The organism is Haladaptatus pallidirubidus (genome assembly GCF_020700235.1).
In the GTDB taxonomy this organism is placed as follows: Archaea; Halobacteriota; Halobacteria; order Halobacteriales; family Haladaptataceae; genus Haladaptatus; species Haladaptatus pallidirubidus.
On record NZ_CP085303.1, the window covers coordinates 345,662 to 365,107 of the forward strand.

Here is a 19,446-nt window from a genome sequence, read left to right on the forward strand (position 1 = left end):
GTAACATGGTTCGACCGGCGATTCAGCTGTATACGCTCCGTAATTTCGAAGAACCGTTGACCGAAACACTCCACCGCGTTGCCGAAACAGGCTATGAAGGCGTTGAATTCGCCGGACTCGGCGATGAGACACCGAAAGCTATCGCCGACGCGCTTGACGAGACTGATCTCAAACCCGTCGGTGCCCACGTCAGCCTCGATGTACTTCAAACCGACTACGTGGAAACGGTTAAGACATACCGGACGGTAGGGTGTGAGCGTATTGTTATTCCCTCCTACGGCGAAGATGGCTTTACTTCTAAATTTGCGGCTTTGGAGGCTGCAAATCGACTCTCATCGCTTGCCGATTGCCTGGTCGATGACGGCTTCGAAGTACATTATCACAACCATACCTACGAATTTACAGAACTGACGGATGATTTTGAGACCGCCTATGACGTGTTTGCCGCACAGGCGGCCGATCAACTTGGTCTTGAGTTCGATATTGGACTTGCGCGCCACGGTAATATCGATCCAGTAGCGTATCTTGACCGCTATGCCGATCGGATCTCGCTGATTCACCTGACTGATACGATCCCTGGTGATGATGACTCACTTCATGTTGACCTCGGTGATGGTGTGGTCGATCTCAATGCGTGCGTTCGTGCAGCCGTCGACGCCAACGCTGAATGGCTCATTTATGAAAATGGGATAACAACTGATCCGGCGGCAACGCTCACGTCCAACAGTGCTCGAATCCAGGAGCTGCTTGAGACCGCCTGAGATACCGATTATGACGGTGTCTGTGTCCGATCGAATCTGTATCTAGTAGGACAGACAGCCAGGCGAAACGCGTGCAACTGCCCAATTCACCGAACGCGATTCCTCCTGCCGTAAATGGCGGGGTTTCTCGCTACCGTAGAGATGAGTTCACAATACTTATCAGAGGTGCTATGAGACGTATCCCTATGTCTCGCATCGTCATGGTTGGAGGGAGGGCGGCGGTGCAAACGCATGCTAATCGCTACAAGCGGTTCGACGACGCAACTGTCTGTGGCATTGTTGGACCCGCCAATGAGTCATTTGACAATCTTGACGCACCAGTCTACAATTCAGTAGTTCTCGCCCTTCGCGAAGGCGATGTAGATGGAGTAGACATCTGCGGATCAGGGGCACTCCACGATGACACGCTCAATGCGGCTCTTGATGCGGGAATACCAATTCGCTGTGATCCGCCATTCGCGCTTGATGCAGGGCAGTTTAACCGATTTGTTTCCGAAAAGTCGAATGAAGATGGGTGGTTAATGGCGCACTCTCCTCATCGCTTCTCACGGCTGTACAGCCGCCTCCGGTCAGACATTGAAACAGGTGCGATCGGAACAATTGGCGTCGCTAGAATCAAGCGAACTGCACCATTTGACGGCCCCGGATGGAACACCTCATATGCTGGCATCACGGACGTTACCGACCACATAGAGGTGCTTTGTTCTGTACTCGCGCACGATATTGATGTTCTTGAATGGACGTTCGGTGCTATCGGACGTGTCTTTGCTCGGGCACGGTCTGGCGAGCAATACGACCACGCACATGCTGTGCTCACATTCCGAAACGGCGGACGAGCGACCATCGAAACAACGTGGAGCAAGGCATGTACTCCGTCGCCTCGCGTTGATGTCGAATATAGCGGCAACCACGGACGTCTCAAGTTCAATGAACGCGATGCGTCGACTGCACTTGAAGAAACATCGAAGCCGCTGACCGTTGATCCACCGCATGATGACTGTCGCGGTCGAGTGCTACGCAAGTTCGTTTCCCATATTCAAAACGACAAAAAGCCTTCATCGAGTATCACTCCAACGACTCCGTCGCGAGTTACAGTTGCTGTGCGCCAGTCCATCGATGAGGGACGACCAATCACGATCGGGGAGGAGTCGTTGTGACTGTTTCCATTGGTATTTGTTCGACTGCTCATGTCAACGCTGAGGTGTACGCAGCGCTTCTGTCGAAAATGCCAGAAGTCGATCTCATTGGAATCTCAGAACAGACGGTTGACCAAGCACGTACACAAGCGAACGCTATCGGCACGTCTGCATGGTCACATCGCGAACTACTGCAAGCGGCTGACGGAGTCGTTATCTGTTCGACAACCGCTGCTCACGACGAGCTCATCGAGCTTGCACTCCAGCATAATGTCGCTATCCTTCTAGAGAAACCGATCGCAACGTCACTTGCAAAAGCAAACTCAATACAGAACCGATGTGACGAAAGCAACATTGTCATGGGAATGGCAATGCCGCTTCGTTATAGCCACCCGATGCAGCAACTCAAAGAGCGATACGAAGCCGGAACAATTGGCGAACTCATCGCCGTCTCGGGAATCAACCGCGGTCGGATGCCGGGGGGATGGTTTGTTGATCCGAAACTGGCCGGTGGGGGGGCTGTGTCTGATCATACGGACCATATCGTCGACATTGTGCGCTGGATTACGGGTGAGGAGGTTGAAGAAGTGTACGCTGAAACTGACACCCGATTCTACGATATTCCCGTCGAAGACGTGAATTTGTTGTCGATGACTCTCTCGAACGGTGCATCGTTCGTTCTCGATGGCTCGTGGAGCACTCCCCAAAAGAACTCGTTTTGGGGTGATGCTAGAGTTGAACTCGTGGGGACACAATCAACGCTTTCGGCGGATTGCTTTGGCTACCAATATACACATGTCAAAGACACCGCTCACGGAAAGCACAACGAATCCATTTACTGGGGTGCCGACCCGAACAACGCCTTGTTGCGAGATTTCGTCGCATCTATCCATGGTGAGTCCACTCCTGCGACGACCGTCGAAGATGCCGTACGAACTGCCGCAGTTATTGATGCCGCATACGAATCAGTCGAACGGGGAGAGCCAGTCAATGTCTCATGATAGTTCAACTGATTGGAATATTTATCGTCCGTTCAGTTCGTTAGAGAGGTTGTTTCTTCCGTTTCGATAGCGACAGACTTGGTTTGCTCTGCGGACTGATATGCCGCTTCAACAACGGCAACGTCGTTAACAGCGTCTGCGCCCGTTTTCAGTGGTGGCCGATTCTCCGCAACGGCAGTAACAAAGTCGACGATGAGTCCTTCATCGGGATTTGATCCCCAGTACACTGACTGAATCCCGGGATCACCAGTGTCACGTGTCTGCTTTATCTTTTGGTCGAAGCAGTCAATGGAGACGATTCCTTCCGTGCCAACGAATCGAAGCGTTGCGTCGCCCCAGAAGTCCCATTCATCGGGTTTGCTCCATGACCCATCAAGAACGAACTCCGTTCCATCGGTGAGCTTCATTGATAGTAGGTTCACATCTTCAACAGAGATGTCATGGAATCTGGTATCTATCTCAGCATATATTTCCTGCACATTTTCGCCAGTAATCCAGCGTACGATATCAATGATGTGTACCGAGTGATCCATCACTGCGCCACCGCCGGATGCGTTGCTGTCGACGAACCATCCACCGGGCATCTGCCCGCGATTTGTCCCGCTAAGGAATTGTAGCTCCCCAAGTACGCCGTTTTCCAGTGCAGTTTTCGCGTTTCGGACTGGTTGGCAAAAGCGAAGCGGCATCGCGACACCAAGGTTGATATCTGATTCCCGGCAGAGATTGACCATTTCTTGTGCTTCGGCAACAGTCGGGGCGAGGGGTTTCTCACAGAGGACGTCAACGCCAGCGTCAGCAGCACGTGTGACCCATGTGGCGTGATCTGCGTTTGTCGAACAGACGATGACACCGTCGACCTTGGTGAACAACTCATCAGGTTCGAGGTAATCGACGCCGTACTCATCAGCTTTCGCAAGCGTATCGTCGACATAGTCACCAACATCGGTCACTCCGACAAATTCGGCGTTCGACAACTCAGTTAGCGAAGCGGCATAGGAGTCAGCATGAAGATGTGCGGTTGAGCAAATACCGATTCGTACAGTCATGCATCTACCTCCACGGGTGAGACTGGTTCGCCACGCTCGCTTGACTCGATCGCTGCAAGCGCGATTCTGACCGCCTGACGCGCATCATCCGGTGAGATATCTGGGTCGCGTCCGTTCTCGGCACAGTCGATAAAGTGCTCGAGTTCCTTTGTGTATGGACTCTTTGCCAATGGACTAACAGGGGCGTTTGTTCCCTCTGCGCCACCAGAGATACGGATGGCGTTTTCGTCTCGCGCATCGAACTCTAAGAGACCTTCATCACCGGCAAATTCATAGCTGGTGATAAAGGGTGACCCTTCTGGATAACCCCATGACGCCTCAACTTGACCGGTCGTTCCGTCTTCGAAGCGAAGCAGTACCGATGAGTGTTGATTCAGATGACCGTCATCCCATTCGGTTGTGCGGGCAAACACGCGCTCAACCTCACCAACAACCCAGCGGAGATAATCGAAGTCATGAATTGCCATATCGAGTAGGACACCCCCACTTTGTTCTTTGTCGCTGAACCATGAGTCAGTGCCATATCGCGGCGGTGATGAGAAACGCTCGGTGTGTAGTGTTCCTAGCGTGCCAACTTCTCCAGCATCAATACGTCGTTTTGCCTCAACGTATTCGGGAAAGTATCGAAGCACATGGCCAGTCATAAATGTGATACTAGCGTCGGTCACTGCGTCGACGATCGCATTTGTGTCCGCTACAGTACGAGCAAGCGGTTTCTCACAGAAGGTATTCAGTCCATGGTCGGCGGCTGCCTCGACGAATGGCCGATGTGTCGGCGTCGGCGTACAAATATCGACGGCCGTGATATCGGCTTCCTCCATCATCTTCTCAGCATCGTTGTAAACGCTGGCATTCGGTGTGTTTTCTGCTGCAAAGGCTTCGCGGTCATCATCAAGCGATGCGACCGCAACTACCTCCGCATCAGCCATTTCTTGGTAGCTGTTAGCATGAGCCATGGCCATGAAGCCACTCCCGACTAACCCGATTCGTTGCATCAGCTCTAACGTGAGGAACTATCGATATTAAAACTTCCCTAGTCCCAAGTCGTGTTTATATATTTGACCACGTAGTCGTGGTCGTACCGGATGAAATGCCAATTCGGGCAAACCGATCACTTTCTTCAAACGCGGAGCGGATGACCGATGGGTCTTCGAGGAGGCGGTGGTGAAGATAGCTCCCACGAGCTCGCCCACCACCCGTCCGGGTAATTTCAAGCACTTCCAGAAACTCCCATTCTCGAAGGAGATCGTAGATGCGCCGTTTTGAGAGCGTTTCTAAGCCTGATTCAGCGCAAATATCTTCATAGGCAGCATACACCTCTGGTGTCTTAAATGTCCGAGACTTCTCGACGAGAGCTAACGAGACGACTGCAAGTAGCGTCGCCTTCTGTTGAATCGTCGAACCAGCGAGAAGCGCGTTGACTCGGTCACGTTCAGCCATGTTATTGGCATTGTTTACGTGCTGGACAGTGATTTTGTCTGCTCCATCGATCGCAGCGAGTTCACCGGCGTGGCGAAGCAGGTTAATCGCCTTTCGTGCGTCGCCGTGCTCGTCTGCAGCGAGAGCTGCACACTTTGATACCACGTCATCAGAAAGGACGCTGCTGTTGAAGGCGTTCGACCGACTTTGAATTATCATCCGGAGGGCGTCGCAGTCGTATGGTGTAAAGACGATTTCGCGCTCTTGAAGGCTGCTTTTGACACGCTCATCGAGTCGATTCCGGTATTTGATCTTATTGCTAATTCCAATGATACCGACCGAACAGCGCTCAAGTTTGTTTGCTTCGGTCGCACGCGATAGCTGCATGAGAAAATCCGTCCCCTCTAGTCGGTCGAGTTCATCAAGAACGATGAGTACAGCATCGAAGCGGGTATCGAGAATTTCCCACAGAAGGCTGTAATACCGCGAGCGTCCAAATCCAGTTTCAGGAACGACGAGCCCAGTCACTTCAGAGTCGTTCAGCCCGCGTACTGTTGCCTTGATAGCACGAGTTTCGGTGTTCTCTTGTGAACAATCGACGATAACGCGGCCGACCGAGATATCATTCTCCGCTGCTTCGACGATTCGACGCGTGGTATATCTTGCACATAGTGATTTTCCGGTTCCTGTTTTCCCGTACAGGAAGGCATTGCTCGGTGTTTCTCCCACAATAGAGGGATTGAGGGAGCTTGCCAGACGGCGAATCTCCTCGTTACGAGCAACAATGTGGTCTGGTTCAGGGACGTATCCAACATCAAGGAGTCGTTTCGTTGAGAAAATCTGATTCTGTACACTAAATGCGTCTCTAAGCGCGCTTGCGTTCTCGGCCGGCCCGTCGCACCCTGTCATACGTAGATACAACATACACATCCATGATAAATTTTGACAAAACATACATATCTATGATAAATATAGCTGAGTTTCGGCCATACAGGTTCGCTCTGAACGTTAGAGGAAGATGCCCCCCACCCCTCGTTTCACCTGTAACACGTTACAATACTATCAGTGTAAAGCCACGCGATATAATTATACTTCATCGTTCACGCAAATTGCGAAAACCAGTCAAGTAGTCGACTAAGTCTGTAGAATACGCTGTCTTCGAATACCATCGTGGAAAACAGACTGACTACATCGAGCCAAGGTACTCAGTGGCATTCTTATGGAGCGGAACGAATCCTTCAGCGAATTTAACGCCTCGAGTTCGACCCAATACTCGGTTCTCGGCGCGTACGTCCTCAATGAGTCCATCGAACTCTACATCGACGCCGCCATGTTCTTTGAGCCATTCGACCTGGGATTCATGTTCGAGAATCGCCTCCTCTTTCGTTGACTGGTAGTCACCAATGTCAATGTACGTCTCGGGCTCAAACGAAGAGGTTGGCTTTCCGAAATAATAGACATTCTGTGGTTCCCATGGATCTGATTCCGTCTCCAAGAGTGGGAGCGAGCACATGTAGTATGCGTCACTCACTAGCCGAGAGGTTGTTCGGTGATCAGGATGCATGTCGTCGCGGAAGTGTGTCAGCACAACGTCCGGTCGATGTTTGCGGAGCACGTTCACTAATTGGAGTCGATTCTCCATCGAGTATCTGATGCGACCGTCCTCAAAATCGAGAAATTCAGCTTCAGCGCCGAGCGTTTCAGCGCCAGCGTCAGCTTCAGCTTCGCGCGTGGTTGCTATATCTGCTTCAGTCGTATCGAAGCCACCATACTCGCCGCGAGTCATGTAGACGATCGTTACGTCGTCGCCACGGTCAGCGTGCTTGGCAAGCGTCCCGCCACAAAAAATAACCGCATCATCGGGATGTGCAACGATTGCTGTGAGATGCATACACAAGGAAATTCAAGCAAACCGATAATAAACGTTGTGCCGATACTGGTCATTACACGAACAACCGACACCATAACAATTCATACATAGACAAGAGATGAGATCGATACTGCGGTGCTCGCGCTACGGGAAAAGGTGTTTGAGGTCGGAACAGACACGGGGTGGCATTCGTTCAGGCGCCGTTCGATATGGTGGTACTTCAGCAGTCACCCATCCATCATAGCCAATATTTGTTAGCGCCTTATTGACGGCGGTCCATTCGACGTCGCCTTCCAACGGGTAGGTAAAGGCGTCTATTGTATCTACGTCGGCACGATAATCCTTCACGTGAATACGCTTGATTCGTTCGCCGAGGATTCGAATCCACTGCTCAGGGTGACCGAAGCGCTTGACGTTTCCTACGTCGAAGTATGCCCCAACCGGCCCAGACTCCGATGCTCGATCGATAAATTCGGCAAATTCCAATGGTGAAAGCAAAAAGTCATTCCAGACGTTTTCTACGCAAACGTATATATTATACTGTGACCCAACGACGGCAAGGCGTCGAACTGACTCCAGCGCACGGTCGTATGCTTCGTCGTACGGCGATTCTTCGTTGACAACTCCCGGAACGATAAGCACGGCCCCAGCGTCAAGTGTATTTGCGACTTCGATCATCCGTTTGCCGGCTTCGATACCAGCCCTGCGAGTGTTTTCGTCTGCACTCGATAACTGCTGTTCCCAGTGGAGCGTTGTGGAGATCGCGGGAACATCAAGTCCTAGTCCGTCAATTCGGTCGGCAAATTCATTGACTGCCTTATCATCCCATAGTGATCCGTCAGCGGTTAGGTTTGGTTCGATACCGTCATATCCAGCGTCTGCAAGGAGTTCCGCATTTGTTTGGAGATTACTCTTTGGGAACCCCATTTGATTGAGTGCAAACCTCATGTACACCAATATGCCCGCTGCGCTGATTTATAGATTTGCGTGACAACCACTTTCTCTACTCAGAAGTGGATACTTTTAACATCTCCTAAACGAGATATGAGAGTACGTGACACTCTCGGTCGGATTCATTGGCGCAGGAGGCATTGCTTCGGTTCACTTAGAAACGCTTGACAGTGTGATAGACAGCGGACTGAAAAACCATAACGAAGACACTATCGACGTAGAACTAACAGCTGTCGCAGACATAAACGAGAGCCGAGCACGGAAGGCTGCCTCTCACGACGCTGCAATATACACTGACGGTCTGGAGCTTCTCAAATCCGAATCAATCGACGCAGTCGTTGTGACAGTTCCACCGTTTGCCCACGGGGATTACGAGCGGACAGCGGCGAAGTACGGCATTGATCTCTTTGTTGAGAAGCCAGTTGATCTTTCAATCGACACAGCGCGCGAGACGGCACGACAAATCGAGGAATCAAATATCCTCGCACAGGTTGGCTATGTCTGCCGCTATGGGCGGATAACAGAGCGGGCGCTAGAGCTGCTTGACGGCCGTCAGATCGGTCATATTGATAGTACATACTGGGCTCCAATCCCTGAGACATCGTGGTGGCGAGAGCAGGCGCGCTCGGGCGGACAGATCGTCGAACAGTCAACGCATGTGTACGACCTGCACAGATATCTTGCAGGTGAAGTAACGGACGTCATCGGAATCGGAACCGACCAGTTGCTCGTCGACGAAATCGACTTTCAGGATGCAACGTCGGTAACGCTTAACCACGAATCTGGTGCTGTCTCACATATTTCTTCAACCTGCTCCTCCCCTACCTTCCGCTTCGAGGTGCGCATCGCTGCCGAAGATGCATATCTCGAACTCGATTACGCTGATCATTCGCTCTCGGGAACCGTCGACGGCCAGGCAGTTCAGTTCGAGACCGATGATGACTGGTATTCTCGAGAGTTCAAAGCATTTATGCACGCAGTAACCGAGCGTAATAGAACTCGGTCAGCGACGTCAAAAGGCGTTGACGTGCGGTCGGATTTCGAAGATGCGGTAAAAACACTTGATCTCACTCTCACTGCACGTGACGCCGCTGAATCGTCTTTGCGGTAATTGTCCTCAACTCATGATGTTACCTGTGAATTTATTATGGTTGATTGCAATTCGCCATGTAGTGACTTCGCATGGGTAAGTTAGACATCCGCAACTTACGAAAAGAGTTCGCGGACGAGAACCAATCGATCATTGCAGTTGACGACCTGAACATCGACATTGAAGATGGAGAGTTTCTCATCTTTGTTGGTCCATCAGGGTGTGGAAAGTCGACGACGCTTCGTTGCATCGCCGGACTGGAGTCGGTTACCAGTGGTGAAATCTTCCTCAACGGAGATTCTATCACGAACCAACCGCCTACCGAGCGCGACATTGCAATGGTCTTTCAGAATTACGCATTGTACCCACATATGTCTGCTCGGAAAAACATTGGATTTGGGCTGAAGATGTCGACCGAAATGTCGAAAGACGAGATTGCCCAGCGTGTAGAGCAAGTAGCAGAGATGATGGGCATCAGTGACTTACTTGATAAGAAACCTGGAGAGCTCTCGGGAGGTCAACAACAACGCGTTGCACTTGGCCGTGCCATTGTTCGGGAACCAGAAGTCTTCCTGATGGACGAACCCCTGTCGAACCTTGATGCGAAACTTCGGACGACGATGCGTACTGAGCTTCAGAATCTTCAGCAGGATCTCGGAATCACTACGATCTACGTTACACACGACCAGACTGAAGCAATGACGATGGGTGACCGAATCGCAATCCTTGACGGCGGTGAGCTTCAACAACTTGGAACGCCGTTGGAGTGTTATTATGAGCCGAACAATCGATTTGTTGCCGGTTTCATTGGATCTCCATCAATGAACTTCTTCGACGTTGAGTACACCAACGGGACATTGGTTCACGACGGCTTCCAACAGGAACTGTCACAGGAAACCCGCGAGGAGCTCGCTGGGTACGAAGGTCCATTGACACTTGGTATTCGTCCTGAAAGCCTGGAAATCGTAGTAGACAGCGAACCTGGCTCGATTGCAGCATCGGTTTCTGTGACGGAACCGATGGGAGAAATCACCTATGTTTACGTCGACATTGGCAACAAACGGTGTACAGTGACGCTTGACGGAGAGCAGGTGGTCGAGACCGGAACGACGCTCAATCTCGTCATCCCGGAAGAAAAGATGCATCTATTCGATGCCGAAACAGGTGAGACAATTAAATCGCGCAACGTCTCTACTGCAACCAACGTCGATATTAACGCACGCGCCTGAGGAAATCTTCGCACATATGATACTTATGTGCATTTCAAACTGGCAAGGCTCTGTCTAGATACGTTATAACGTACCTAAGGTTTATTGTATATCACTCGCATATTCCCTCAAGGGTAGCATGAGCAACAGACATCTTACTCGACGACAGATCATTACTACGGCCGGTGCAGCCGGTGTGGCCAGTTTAGCCGGTTGTTCGGGTAGTGGGAATAATGGCTCCGGTAACGGAGGCGGAAATGGTGAATCATCGGCAACGTTCTGGGCGTGGAATGACCCTGGTCTCTCACCAATTCGAAAAGAACAGGCAAATAAGCTCGCACAAAACAGCGATAAAATATCCGATATCAGTTGGGAGTATTATCCGTTCGAAAACTACTTAGCGAAGGCTACGACGGCCATCCCTGCTGGAAACGCCCCAGATAGTTTGGCGCTATCGGTACTCTGGGTGCCACGATTTGCGGACAAAGGCGTTGCACTCGATCTAGAAAAGAACGGCTTCAATCCCGATGATTACGTCTCGGCTGCAAGGAGCAATGCGAGCTACAATGGGACGCTTTGGGCAGTGCCGTGGTACGCAGACTGTCGCTTGATTGCGATAAATAAGAAAATGTTCAAGGATGCAGGACTGGAAGTCCCGGATCCAACGCACCGTCCTAGCTGGGAGGAATTTGGCTCTTGGGTCGATACCCTAGCGAACACGCATGGAACTGCCTTCTCAATGTCTGCAGGCGAGGGATTCGACTGCTTTGTGCTTTCGAATGGAAGCGGTTATCTCAACGACGACGGGTCAAAAGCAATCATTAACAACGATGCTGCACTTGAGGCAGCAAACTTCCTGCAATCTAAAATTGTCCAGGACGAGTCAATTATTGCGCGCAACCCGGGCGGAACAAATGCTATTGAGGATCTTCTCGCTGGCGAGTCAGCGATGTGTTTCGCTGGATCATGGCAGTACCCGCGATTGCGCGATAGTGGTCTTGATTGGCAATACATTCCATATCCAAGTGGACCGAAAATTGATAAAAGCCACACGTGGAGTGCAGGCGTGTTCTATAGCATCCCAAGTCGCGGCGGTGCAAACCAGGAAATCGGACTTGAATGGTTGAACTATATTAACTCAATGGAAGTGCAGAAAAACGTGACAAAATCCATGGGTGGATTCCCTGGCCGGAAGGATGCATATGAAACAGATACATTCAAGAAATTCATCAAAAACAATCCAAAGCTCAAGCCAGTCGCTCAAGAAATGGAGAATACAGTGTCGTTCCCAAGCCATCCAGAAGTGTCGAAGATGTGGGATAGTGTCCATACAGAGGCCCAGGCAATGTGGCAAGGGAAGAATCCGAAACAGGCACTTGATAAGGCAGCTCAAGACATCGACGCATTGCTCTAACCATGGCTCAGTCACAAGGGTTACAGCGTATTCGACGCCGCTTCAATAGCTATCTGCCCAACTATACTACCAGTACAGATGATACTGACTTGTCCTGGTATGCCATTGTGCTCCCAAAGGTAGTCCTTTTCGCAGCGATCCTCCTCGTACCGTTTCTTGGAGCGTTTTACATCAGCCTGCATGAGTGGGCGCCTCTGGCTCAATCACATCCCTTTGTCGGTCTCGACAACTATGTAAGGTTGTTCAAGGACCCCATCTTTTGGAATGCAATAATCAATACCGCAGGGTACAGCTTTGCACTGCTCGTCTTTGACGTGCCGATTGCGCTGGGGCTAGCATTGCTATTGAACATGAACCTTCGCGGGACAAAGTTTTACTCTGGTGCGATTTTCCTTCCCGTCGTAACTTCATGGGTTGTCGTTTCGCTCATCTGGACCTGGCTCTACAATCCCGAATATGGGTTGTTAAACACCGCACTTGGAATGATTGGACTACCGCAGCTCTCATGGCTTCAGAGTTCAGACACGGCATTAGCATCCATTGCTATCATGAGTATCTGGAAACACATTGGCTTTAACATGGTTATCTTTCTCGCTGGATTGAAAGGCATCCCAGACGATTTCTATGAAGCAGCTATCGTCGATGGGGCGAATCGTTGGGAGCGATTTCGCTACATCACCCTGCCACTGTTGAAGCCAACGACATTCTTTGTATTCGTCGTGACACTCATCTTCTCGTTCCGTGTCTATACACAGGTATATGTGATGACGCAGGGTGGGCCAGTGCGATCAACCTATACCATCGTCTACTATTTCTGGCAAACAGGATTCCAGCAGTTCGAAATGGGATATGCAAGTGCTATTGCAGTCGTGTTGTTCCTCATCGTCTTTGGGTTGAGTATTCTGCAACAGCGTACTTGGGGTGATAACGTTGAGTACTGACGACCTCGAGTTCGACGACAGTCGGCCAAGCGTTGAACACGAGAAATCGTGGTATGATAGGCTTGCGAAAGGTGTCGCCCACCTCATTCTGATCGCGGCAAGTGCGATTATGACGATTCCGTTCATTTGGGCGTTCCTCACCTCTCTTAAGCCCGAAAACAAGATCTTCACCACTATTGAGCAAATAATCCCAGCGGATCCAACATTTGCCAACTACGTCAACGTATGGATGCAGAATCCACTCGACCGTTGGATACTCAATAGTCTCGTGCTCGCAGTCGGTGTCGTGTTTTTCACGTTAGTGTTGGACACGCTCGCAGGATATGCTCTCGCAAAGGGCGATTTCAAGGGTAAGTCGCTCGTCTATACCCTTGTTATTGGAACGCTTGTCATTCCGCCCCAAGTGGTGCTTGTCCCACTATATTTGGAAATGAACGCGCTCAACTGGTCAAACACATATTGGGCGGTTATGGTGCTGTATATTGCCAACCCATTTGGGACATTCATGATGCGTCAGTTCTTCCTTGGCGTTCCAGATTCACTTCTTGAGGCGGCGCGGATGGACGGTTGTAGCACAATTCAAATCTACACGCGCATTATGCTTCCGCTAGCAAAGCCAGCACTTTCGTCACTAGCTGTGTTCACCTTCATCTTTGTCTGGGGCGCATTCCTGTGGCCTCTAGTCATTCTCAATGACTCGTCAATGTACCCCTTACAAGTCGGTATTGGGCTGCTCACCGGTCGGTATAGCTCTCAGTGGGGGCAGCTACTTGCAGCGGTCATCCTGGCCGCATTGCCCGTCATGGCAGCGTATTTGCTTGCGCAGCGAACCTTTATGGAAGGGATTGCGCTCACGGGAGGGAAAGGGTAGATGCTTCCCGACATCCCTTCCATTGTGTTACGACTCGGGTATGCTGGGAAGAACGAACCAGTTGTTGGAGGTGCGCTCGTCTTCCTTGTCGCCGCGATCGGCGTCCTTTACATGTCGTTTGTTCGTGATGAGATGGATGCTGGGCCGTTGATGAAAATTGGAGGGATTCTCCTCCTTGGGATGGCGCTGTTAGCATACTTCTGGCCAATGCGTCCGTGGCCACACTAGAGACAATCGGTCTCCTCTCGATATCCTTATCGAAGATCGGACAATTTGGTCGCGTAGCTAGCTCACAGCGTATCAAACTCAACAACGGTTTTAATACTCTCGTCACCTGTTGCAAATGCTGTTTCGACCTCGCTAGGTGCATATACGCCAGTGACGAACGCGTCGAAAAACCAGTCGGGAAACTCCGAGAGTCTCACCTTCGCAGCCTCGAACTGGCTGATATTAGAATTGACGCTGCCAAATAGTGCCTTGTTTTGTAACACGAGTTCGCGGTGTAGTCGCCCACCATCGATTTTAAATTCCCAATCACTCGGAATTCCGAGTAACGCACCAACACCGTTTGGCGTGAGTGCGTCGACCGTCTCAAAGGCGTGTTTGGCATACCCCGTTGCCTCATAGACGAAGTCGACCGCCTCATGAGCATCAGGTATCCTATCTACAGGTGTTTCACGGGAGTCGATATATGTGCCACCGAGACGCTCGATGATTTCAATAGTTCGGTCGGGGCGATCGCGTCGACCGAGACAGTAGTTTCGCTCAAATGGTGATGATGGCGTTTCTAGCATAGCAAGCGTCAGAAGACCAAGCGGCCCGTTGCCAAGTACAAGCGCTGACTGTGGGTTCCATTCGAATGCTGATCGAGATGCGAAGGCATGCTCAAACGCTTTCTCAGAATTAGATATCGGCTCAACAAGAAAACCGTATTCCGCAAACGAATCTGGGACGGAAACAAGAAACTCCGGCGAGCTCGTAAAGAGCTCAGACATATATCCATGTGCGCCAACAATCCCCCGCTCAACATAGTGCCCATCGGGTGCCATGTCAGGTTCACCCTGCTTGAAGTAGTCGTTTGTCCCGTTCGGTGGTCGACGGACTGTTGGTACGACGAGTTCGCCTTCAGTCAGGTCAGTTCCGTTGGCATCTTCGACGACAGCAACGGCTTCGTGACCGAGAATTTGATAATCATCTCCCTCCGGATTCTCACCATGATTTCCGTGTATCACTTCGTGGTCTGTGCCGTCAATTCCAACTCGCAGCGTTCGAAGAAGTGCTTCGCCTGATTCGGGTAGTGGATCAGGTACTTCAGCAAGTTCCGGATGAGAGTTCCCCCGTCTCACAATGATTGCTTTCATTTGGCAGTTCCTCTGATCAACGCTATGTGAATAAATAGCTCTATTTGACGAATAATTGGGTTAGCACTCGATGACATATGTGCGCTATATTGCGATAGACAATAAATATTCCGACAATAAAGAATCGAATACAGTATGAAAATAAGGATTAGCGATCACACTACGTTGTGATCATATTAACATTAGAAATAACTAACCAGTAACTAACTTTCAATCCTCTATATACTGCATTATATCCATTATTATATAAATATACTAATAATAGAATAGTTTAAATGTTATTAATTTAATGCTTGAGTATGGGAGTAAAGAACTCCGATGATGGCTGGACAGCATATAAACGACGTGATTTCCTTCAAAAAGCAGGGAGTGCACTTACAGTTACCAGTTTTGGTGCGACTGGCATTACCGCTGCGGAGAGTGAAGGGAAGAATCCGAAAGATGAAGACTATTTCACATTAGGGGTTGCTTCGGGAGATCCCCTCCCAACTTCGGTAGTCCTTTGGACCCGTCTTGCTCCAGAGCCCTTGCAAGCGGGTGGCGGTATGCCTGATCATATCGTTCCGGTACAATGGCAGATCGCAACTGACGAAAATTTAGAGCATACTGTACAAGTTGGTACTGAACTTGCAGACCCCGAATTTGCTCACGCAGTCCATATTGAAGTAGATGGACTTGAGCCGAATACAGAGTACTATTACCAATTTAGAGTTGGGTTCCAAACCAGTCCTATCGGCAGAACAAAAACGGCTCCTACGACGGGAGCTAGCTTTGACTCGTTTAAATTTGCATTTGCATCTTGTCAAGCATGGTATCACGGATATTATACAGCATATGAATACATGGCCAAAGATGACCTTGACTTAGTGATTCATCTTGGAGATTATATCTACGAATACGCGATCGATGAAAATGGAGAAGAACGCAATACTGAAGTTCCAGAAGTTTTTCAAAGTGAAACAAATACATTAGAGGAATACCGGTTACGATATGCACTATTTAAAACAGACCCTCACCTTCAGGCAGCGCATTCAAACGCACCATGGATTGTAACATGGGATGATCACGAAGTAGATAATAATTATGCAGACGAAATTTCGGAAGGTGATGATCCAGCTAGTAAGTTCTTAACTCGCCGTGCTAACGCATATCAAGCATTCTATGAACATCTCCCAATCCGACCTTCACGTATGCCGGATGGTCCTGATATGACGCTCTATCATCAACTCTCGTTTGGAGATTTGATCGACATCAATTTGCTTGACACAAGACAGTATCGAAGCGATCAAGTCTGTGGTGATGGGTGGGTTGAAGATTGCGATGAGCGGTTTGACACTAGTCGAACGATGCTCGGAACAGAGCAAGAACAGTGGCTCGTAGATAACATGACGTCATCAGATGCAACATGGAATGTTCTCGCTCAGCAAATATTCTTCTCACAACGTGAATCGAATAAGATGAACTCGATGGACGCCTGGGACGGTTATGTTCCAGCTCGTGACCAACTCATTGATGTAATGAGTCAGGATGAAGTCACAAATCCAATTGTAATCACCGGCGATGTTCATGCGAATTATCAAGCAGATATAAAAACAGACTTTGATAATCCTGATGCGGAAATTGTTGGAACGGAATTCATCGGAACTTCCATTACATCCGGTAAAGATGGTTCAGAAATGACGGATTTTGGCAGACGGGTTATCAATCAAAACGGTCATATTTCATATTACAACAACCAGCGAGGGTATGTCCGCTGTGAGGTAACACAAGACCAATGGCAAACAGACTATAGAGTTGTTCCGTATGTTACTCAACCAGAGAGTTCAGTCCGTACTGATGCATCATTTGTCGTTGATGCAGGAGCACCAGGAGCAATCCGAAAGTAATCCCATTCGTGACATAGTCATTAGGATCGATAAGCGAGCCAATTGCCAACAAATAACTTCATAATCTAATATCAACTTATGTATTTTTATTTATAAATTCAACCGATTACTAATATATTGGTATCGTAACATCCTTCCACGCTTAAAGACGTGGGCTTCCCGCACTATAATGGGAGGTTCATTGGGATATTTCCGGTTTGCACCTCGACGAGGTGCTGGCCAAACCATGTAGCTGGTACTATTATCTTGGCCATTAGTCTAGTGAACTAGCCGTTACGTACATATATATCTATGACATATCTATCCAAAAAGAAGGAATGGTGAAATATGCATACTATAAGACAGCTCAGCCATCATGTTAATACGCGAGTGAAATCACTTTCGCGAAGGGCATATGCAATTGTAATAGGTATTTCGACCGGCTTTGCAGTTTTCGTATTTAGCCTGTTGATGGGCTATAAAGTGATCTTTCAGCCAATATTGATATCCGTTACAATGACTGTAGTTTATTATGCGATTGGTTCACAAGCGAATCATGATAGAAAATAGAGTGCATACCTCTATCTTCAGGCGCGGGAGGAGGTTAACTGTGAAATATACACGCTCATATATGGGTTGCACAGAGCGATAGAATTGAAGGTTGAAAATGTACAATCCGGGCTCAATTCATTACACAAGGGTTCCTTAGCGAGCCATTCGTATACCGAGTATTAAAAACAGCCATATCAATGGAGACACAGAGTGGTACTACAGAATGGCCACAAGAGAGTTTCCGGACAGTGCACCTGGAAAGTACGTACCATCCCATCCAAATCCGTACTATTCACCGGAATCGCCGCCAGTAAAGCCGAAGCTCGGAATTTCCGATCAAACAGGTGAGCTCGTCGCCGATGCCAAGGACGTGTCTGAAACCTTCGAGGAATGCCATGTCCTTTAGGGCGTGGTAGCTTACAGTGGCGGTTTCGGCCGCATAATGGTTTAGGGTAAATAAATCAATAGAATCGCGATTCAACTGAGTCAATGAGAAATGTCATTCAATCAGTTAATTGCATACAGATGTATGAGTGTTCCGTCCGTTCCGCCGAATACCGGACAGATCATGGTGGATGTAGGTGACTCACCCAATACGCACCCATGCTATGGCGGAGACAATCAGTAATCCAGCCAAAGGGATGAATAAGAGTCGCATGGCCCAGACAATATTGGTACCGTCGATGACAAATCCCATCGCCGCAGGAACGCCAGCGATACTACACGAAGAGACGACAAGACCAATGGCGTTAATCGGCGCACTGTGTTCAGGTGTACTCTCTGTCGCATAAGCCATTAACGTCGGGTACAGCCCTGATAAAGAAAGCCCGAGACAGAAGACCCCAACTAATACAGTGAGCCCTGACGCCAACATGAATGTATATACAGCCGACAGCAAACAGAGGCCCCCTAGACCGAAGGTCAGAGGAATGTAGCCGAACCGCTCCGAGAGCGACCCTGCAGCGAACCGCCCTGGGATGTAGGCGACTAGCAGCACACTCAGTGAGACAGTTACTAACGACTTAGGGAGCCGACCTTCGGCGTACGTTGTAAGCCACGTGAATAGCCCCCCTTCAACACCAGTTGAGAACAGGATACCAGCCGCCATCACCAATACCGCAGGATTACGACTGATTCGACGCAACTCTGCCAAAGTCAGTGGATCGTCGCCACCGTCAACGGACGGATTCGGGAGATACCAAATAAGTATGACGACCGGAAGAAACGACGCACCGAGCGCGTAGTAAGCGAATCGCCAGTTTCCGGCCCAAAGTGCGATAGTCACGGCAAGTGGGCCGAGAGTCGCTCCGACGGCCCACATCATATCATAGTAGCCGAACAGTCGACCGCGCCGGTGCGGATACAGATGGCTCAACAACGGTCTGTCACTTCCACGTCCGATGCCACTGAATGCCCCCCGGAGGATCAAGGCGACCAGAAAGAATCCGAACGACGGGATTAGCCCCATGACAAAGACACCAATGCCAGTTCCGACGATTCCAAGCAGCAGGAGTGTTCGCGTATCATACCGGCCGGCGACTGCACCAACACCGGCCGCGAAAATCAAGAATCCAATTGTCCCCGCGGGTGCGACTAAGCCTAGCTTCCACTGTGATGTGCCGAAATCGGCTCGTAGAACGGGTATAATGGCACCCTGCATTTGCAAGGTAGCTCCTTCAAGCGCGATAAATGCGAAAATAGCTAGTGTCCACCAGCGACGGCTGTCGAATTCCAGAATTACTTCATCGTCAGTGGCCGTTTCCATATGCTCGCCAAGACGCATCGTCGGAAATGTATTTCGTAGAGCATGGCATAATTTTCAAATTTTTGTCTACTAGAGGTGAGTGACAATACTGCTATAACACCTTCAATTACCTATCAGGAGTGAGAACGACTAAGAGCAGATTCTCTCCTCACCGACTTGCTGGGTTGTGAACTCGTGTTTCTGACCGTCACTCGA

General features: G+C 49.8%; 18 protein-coding genes. 11 read left to right on the plus strand and 7 right to left on the minus strand.

Going from position 1 to position 19,446, the window contains the following annotated elements; translation table 11 throughout:
• Nucleotides 1–5: 5 nt before the first annotated feature.
• From LIX15_RS25275 to LIX15_RS25285, 3 genes are all read left to right on the plus strand, one after another.
• Nucleotides 6–761 carry a sugar phosphate isomerase/epimerase family protein gene (locus LIX15_RS25275; RefSeq protein ID WP_227777665.1) on the plus strand — a complete coding sequence of 252 codons (756 nt, stop codon included), beginning with the start codon at nt 6–8 and terminating at the stop codon, nt 759–761.
• Between the two features lie 185 nt (nt 762–946).
• On the plus strand, nt 947–1,918 hold the full coding sequence (locus LIX15_RS25280; RefSeq protein WP_227777666.1) for a Gfo/Idh/MocA family protein: 972 nt from the start codon (nt 947–949) through the stop codon (nt 1,916–1,918).
• Nucleotides 1,915–2,898, plus strand: a complete 984-nt coding sequence (locus LIX15_RS25285) for a Gfo/Idh/MocA family protein (RefSeq protein WP_227777667.1) — start codon at nt 1,915–1,917, stop codon at nt 2,896–2,898. The genes LIX15_RS25280 and LIX15_RS25285 overlap by 4 nt, the downstream gene beginning before the upstream one ends.
• Nucleotides 2,899–2,930: 32 nt before the next feature.
• Here the strand turns inward: LIX15_RS25285 and LIX15_RS25290 are convergent, their stop codons facing one another.
• The 5 genes from LIX15_RS25290 to LIX15_RS25310 form a co-directional block, all read right to left on the minus strand.
• Entirely contained in the window at nt 2,931–3,944 is a 1,014-nt protein-coding gene (locus LIX15_RS25290) for a Gfo/Idh/MocA family protein (RefSeq protein ID WP_227777668.1), read from the minus strand.
• Nucleotides 3,941–4,939, minus strand: a complete 999-nt coding sequence (locus LIX15_RS25295; protein WP_227777669.1) for a Gfo/Idh/MocA family protein — start codon at nt 4,937–4,939, stop codon at nt 3,941–3,943. The genes LIX15_RS25290 and LIX15_RS25295 overlap by 4 nt, the downstream gene beginning before the upstream one ends.
• Nucleotides 4,940–4,994: 55 nt before the next feature.
• A complete protein-coding gene (locus LIX15_RS25300) occupies nt 4,995–6,272 on the minus strand; it encodes a Cdc6/Cdc18 family protein (protein WP_227777670.1) in 1,278 nt (425 codons plus the stop codon).
• 277 nt (nt 6,273–6,549) lie between these two features.
• Entirely contained in the window at nt 6,550–7,254 is a 705-nt protein-coding gene (locus LIX15_RS25305) for a PIG-L deacetylase family protein (RefSeq protein WP_227777671.1), read from the minus strand.
• A gap of 123 nt (nt 7,255–7,377) precedes the next feature.
• Complete coding sequence (locus tag LIX15_RS25310; protein WP_227777672.1) at nt 7,378–8,181, minus strand: sugar phosphate isomerase/epimerase family protein; 804 nt, start codon at nt 8,179–8,181, stop codon at nt 7,378–7,380.
• Nucleotides 8,182–8,287: 106 nt separating this feature from the next.
• Here LIX15_RS25310 and LIX15_RS25315 point away from each other — a divergent pair, with 106 nt between their 5' ends.
• The 6 genes from LIX15_RS25315 (at nt 8,288) to LIX15_RS25340 (ending at nt 13,936) form a co-directional block, all read left to right on the plus strand.
• Complete coding sequence (locus LIX15_RS25315; protein WP_227777673.1) at nt 8,288–9,295, plus strand: Gfo/Idh/MocA family protein; 1,008 nt, start codon at nt 8,288–8,290, stop codon at nt 9,293–9,295.
• 71 nt (nt 9,296–9,366) lie between these two features.
• A complete protein-coding gene (locus tag LIX15_RS25320) occupies nt 9,367–10,503 on the plus strand; it encodes an ABC transporter ATP-binding protein (RefSeq protein WP_227777674.1) in 1,137 nt (378 codons plus the stop codon).
• A gap of 118 nt (nt 10,504–10,621) precedes the next feature.
• Nucleotides 10,622–11,896 carry an extracellular solute-binding protein gene (locus tag LIX15_RS25325; protein WP_227777675.1) on the plus strand — a complete coding sequence of 425 codons (1,275 nt, stop codon included), beginning with the start codon at nt 10,622–10,624 and terminating at the stop codon, nt 11,894–11,896.
• Between the two features lie 2 nt (nt 11,897–11,898).
• Nucleotides 11,899–12,837, plus strand: a complete 939-nt coding sequence (locus LIX15_RS25330) for a carbohydrate ABC transporter permease (protein ID WP_227777676.1) — start codon at nt 11,899–11,901, stop codon at nt 12,835–12,837.
• On the plus strand, nt 12,818–13,708 hold the full coding sequence (locus LIX15_RS25335; protein WP_227777677.1) for a carbohydrate ABC transporter permease: 891 nt from the start codon (nt 12,818–12,820) through the stop codon (nt 13,706–13,708). Before LIX15_RS25330 ends, LIX15_RS25335 begins: the two co-directional genes overlap by 20 nt.
• Nucleotides 13,709–13,936, plus strand: coding sequence for a hypothetical protein (locus LIX15_RS25340; protein WP_227777678.1), 228 nt, complete (start codon nt 13,709–13,711; stop codon nt 13,934–13,936).
• A gap of 62 nt (nt 13,937–13,998) precedes the next feature.
• Here the strand turns inward: LIX15_RS25340 and LIX15_RS25345 are convergent, their stop codons facing one another.
• Nucleotides 13,999–15,069, minus strand: a complete 1,071-nt coding sequence (locus tag LIX15_RS25345) for a glucose 1-dehydrogenase (protein WP_227777679.1) — start codon at nt 15,067–15,069, stop codon at nt 13,999–14,001.
• 299 nt (nt 15,070–15,368) lie between these two features.
• Between LIX15_RS25345 and LIX15_RS25350 the strand changes: the two genes are divergently transcribed.
• Together LIX15_RS25350 and LIX15_RS25355 are read left to right on the plus strand one after the other, a co-directional pair.
• Nucleotides 15,369–16,955 carry an alkaline phosphatase D family protein gene (locus LIX15_RS25350; RefSeq protein ID WP_227777680.1) on the plus strand — a complete coding sequence of 529 codons (1,587 nt, stop codon included), beginning with the start codon at nt 15,369–15,371 and terminating at the stop codon, nt 16,953–16,955.
• Nucleotides 16,956–17,709: 754 nt separating this feature from the next.
• Nucleotides 17,710–17,892, plus strand: a complete 183-nt coding sequence (locus LIX15_RS25355; RefSeq protein ID WP_227777681.1) for a hypothetical protein — start codon at nt 17,710–17,712, stop codon at nt 17,890–17,892.
• Nucleotides 17,893–18,072: 180 nt separating this feature from the next.
• On the opposite strand, the gene LIX15_RS25360 is transcribed toward LIX15_RS25355, so the two are convergent.
• On the minus strand, nt 18,073–19,251 hold the full coding sequence (locus tag LIX15_RS25360; protein ID WP_227777682.1) for an MFS transporter: 1,179 nt from the start codon (nt 19,249–19,251) through the stop codon (nt 18,073–18,075).
• Nucleotides 19,252–19,446 lie beyond the last annotated feature (195 nt).

Coding starts and splice junctions, on each gene's coding strand:
- LIX15_RS25295 (WP_227777669.1), bottom strand. CDS start 4,939: ATGCAACGAATCGGGTTAGTCGGGAGTGGCTTCATGGCCATGGCTCAT.
- LIX15_RS25305 (WP_227777671.1), bottom strand. CDS start 7,254: ATGCATCTCACAGCAATCGTTGCACATCCCGATGATGCGGTTATTTTT.
- LIX15_RS25300 (WP_227777670.1), bottom strand. CDS start 6,272: ATGACAGGGTGCGACGGGCCGGCCGAGAACGCAAGCGCGCTTAGAGAC.
- LIX15_RS25320 (WP_227777674.1), top strand. CDS start 9,367: ATGGGTAAGTTAGACATCCGCAACTTACGAAAAGAGTTCGCGGACGAG.
- LIX15_RS25290 (WP_227777668.1), bottom strand. CDS start 3,944: ATGACTGTACGAATCGGTATTTGCTCAACCGCACATCTTCATGCTGAC.
- LIX15_RS25310 (WP_227777672.1), bottom strand. CDS start 8,181: ATGAGGTTTGCACTCAATCAAATGGGGTTCCCAAAGAGTAATCTCCAA.
- LIX15_RS25275 (WP_227777665.1), top strand. CDS start 6: ATGGTTCGACCGGCGATTCAGCTGTATACGCTCCGTAATTTCGAAGAA.
- LIX15_RS25340 (WP_227777678.1), top strand. CDS start 13,709: ATGCTTCCCGACATCCCTTCCATTGTGTTACGACTCGGGTATGCTGGG.
- LIX15_RS25325 (WP_227777675.1), top strand. CDS start 10,622: ATGAGCAACAGACATCTTACTCGACGACAGATCATTACTACGGCCGGT.
- LIX15_RS25280 (WP_227777666.1), top strand. CDS start 947: ATGTCTCGCATCGTCATGGTTGGAGGGAGGGCGGCGGTGCAAACGCAT.
- LIX15_RS25355 (WP_227777681.1), top strand. CDS start 17,710: ATGGCCACAAGAGAGTTTCCGGACAGTGCACCTGGAAAGTACGTACCA.
- LIX15_RS25345 (WP_227777679.1), bottom strand. CDS start 15,069: ATGAAAGCAATCATTGTGAGACGGGGGAACTCTCATCCGGAACTTGCT.
- LIX15_RS25350 (WP_227777680.1), top strand. CDS start 15,369: ATGGGAGTAAAGAACTCCGATGATGGCTGGACAGCATATAAACGACGT.
- LIX15_RS25330 (WP_227777676.1), top strand. CDS start 11,899: ATGGCTCAGTCACAAGGGTTACAGCGTATTCGACGCCGCTTCAATAGC.
- LIX15_RS25360 (WP_227777682.1), bottom strand. CDS start 19,251: ATGGAAACGGCCACTGACGATGAAGTAATTCTGGAATTCGACAGCCGT.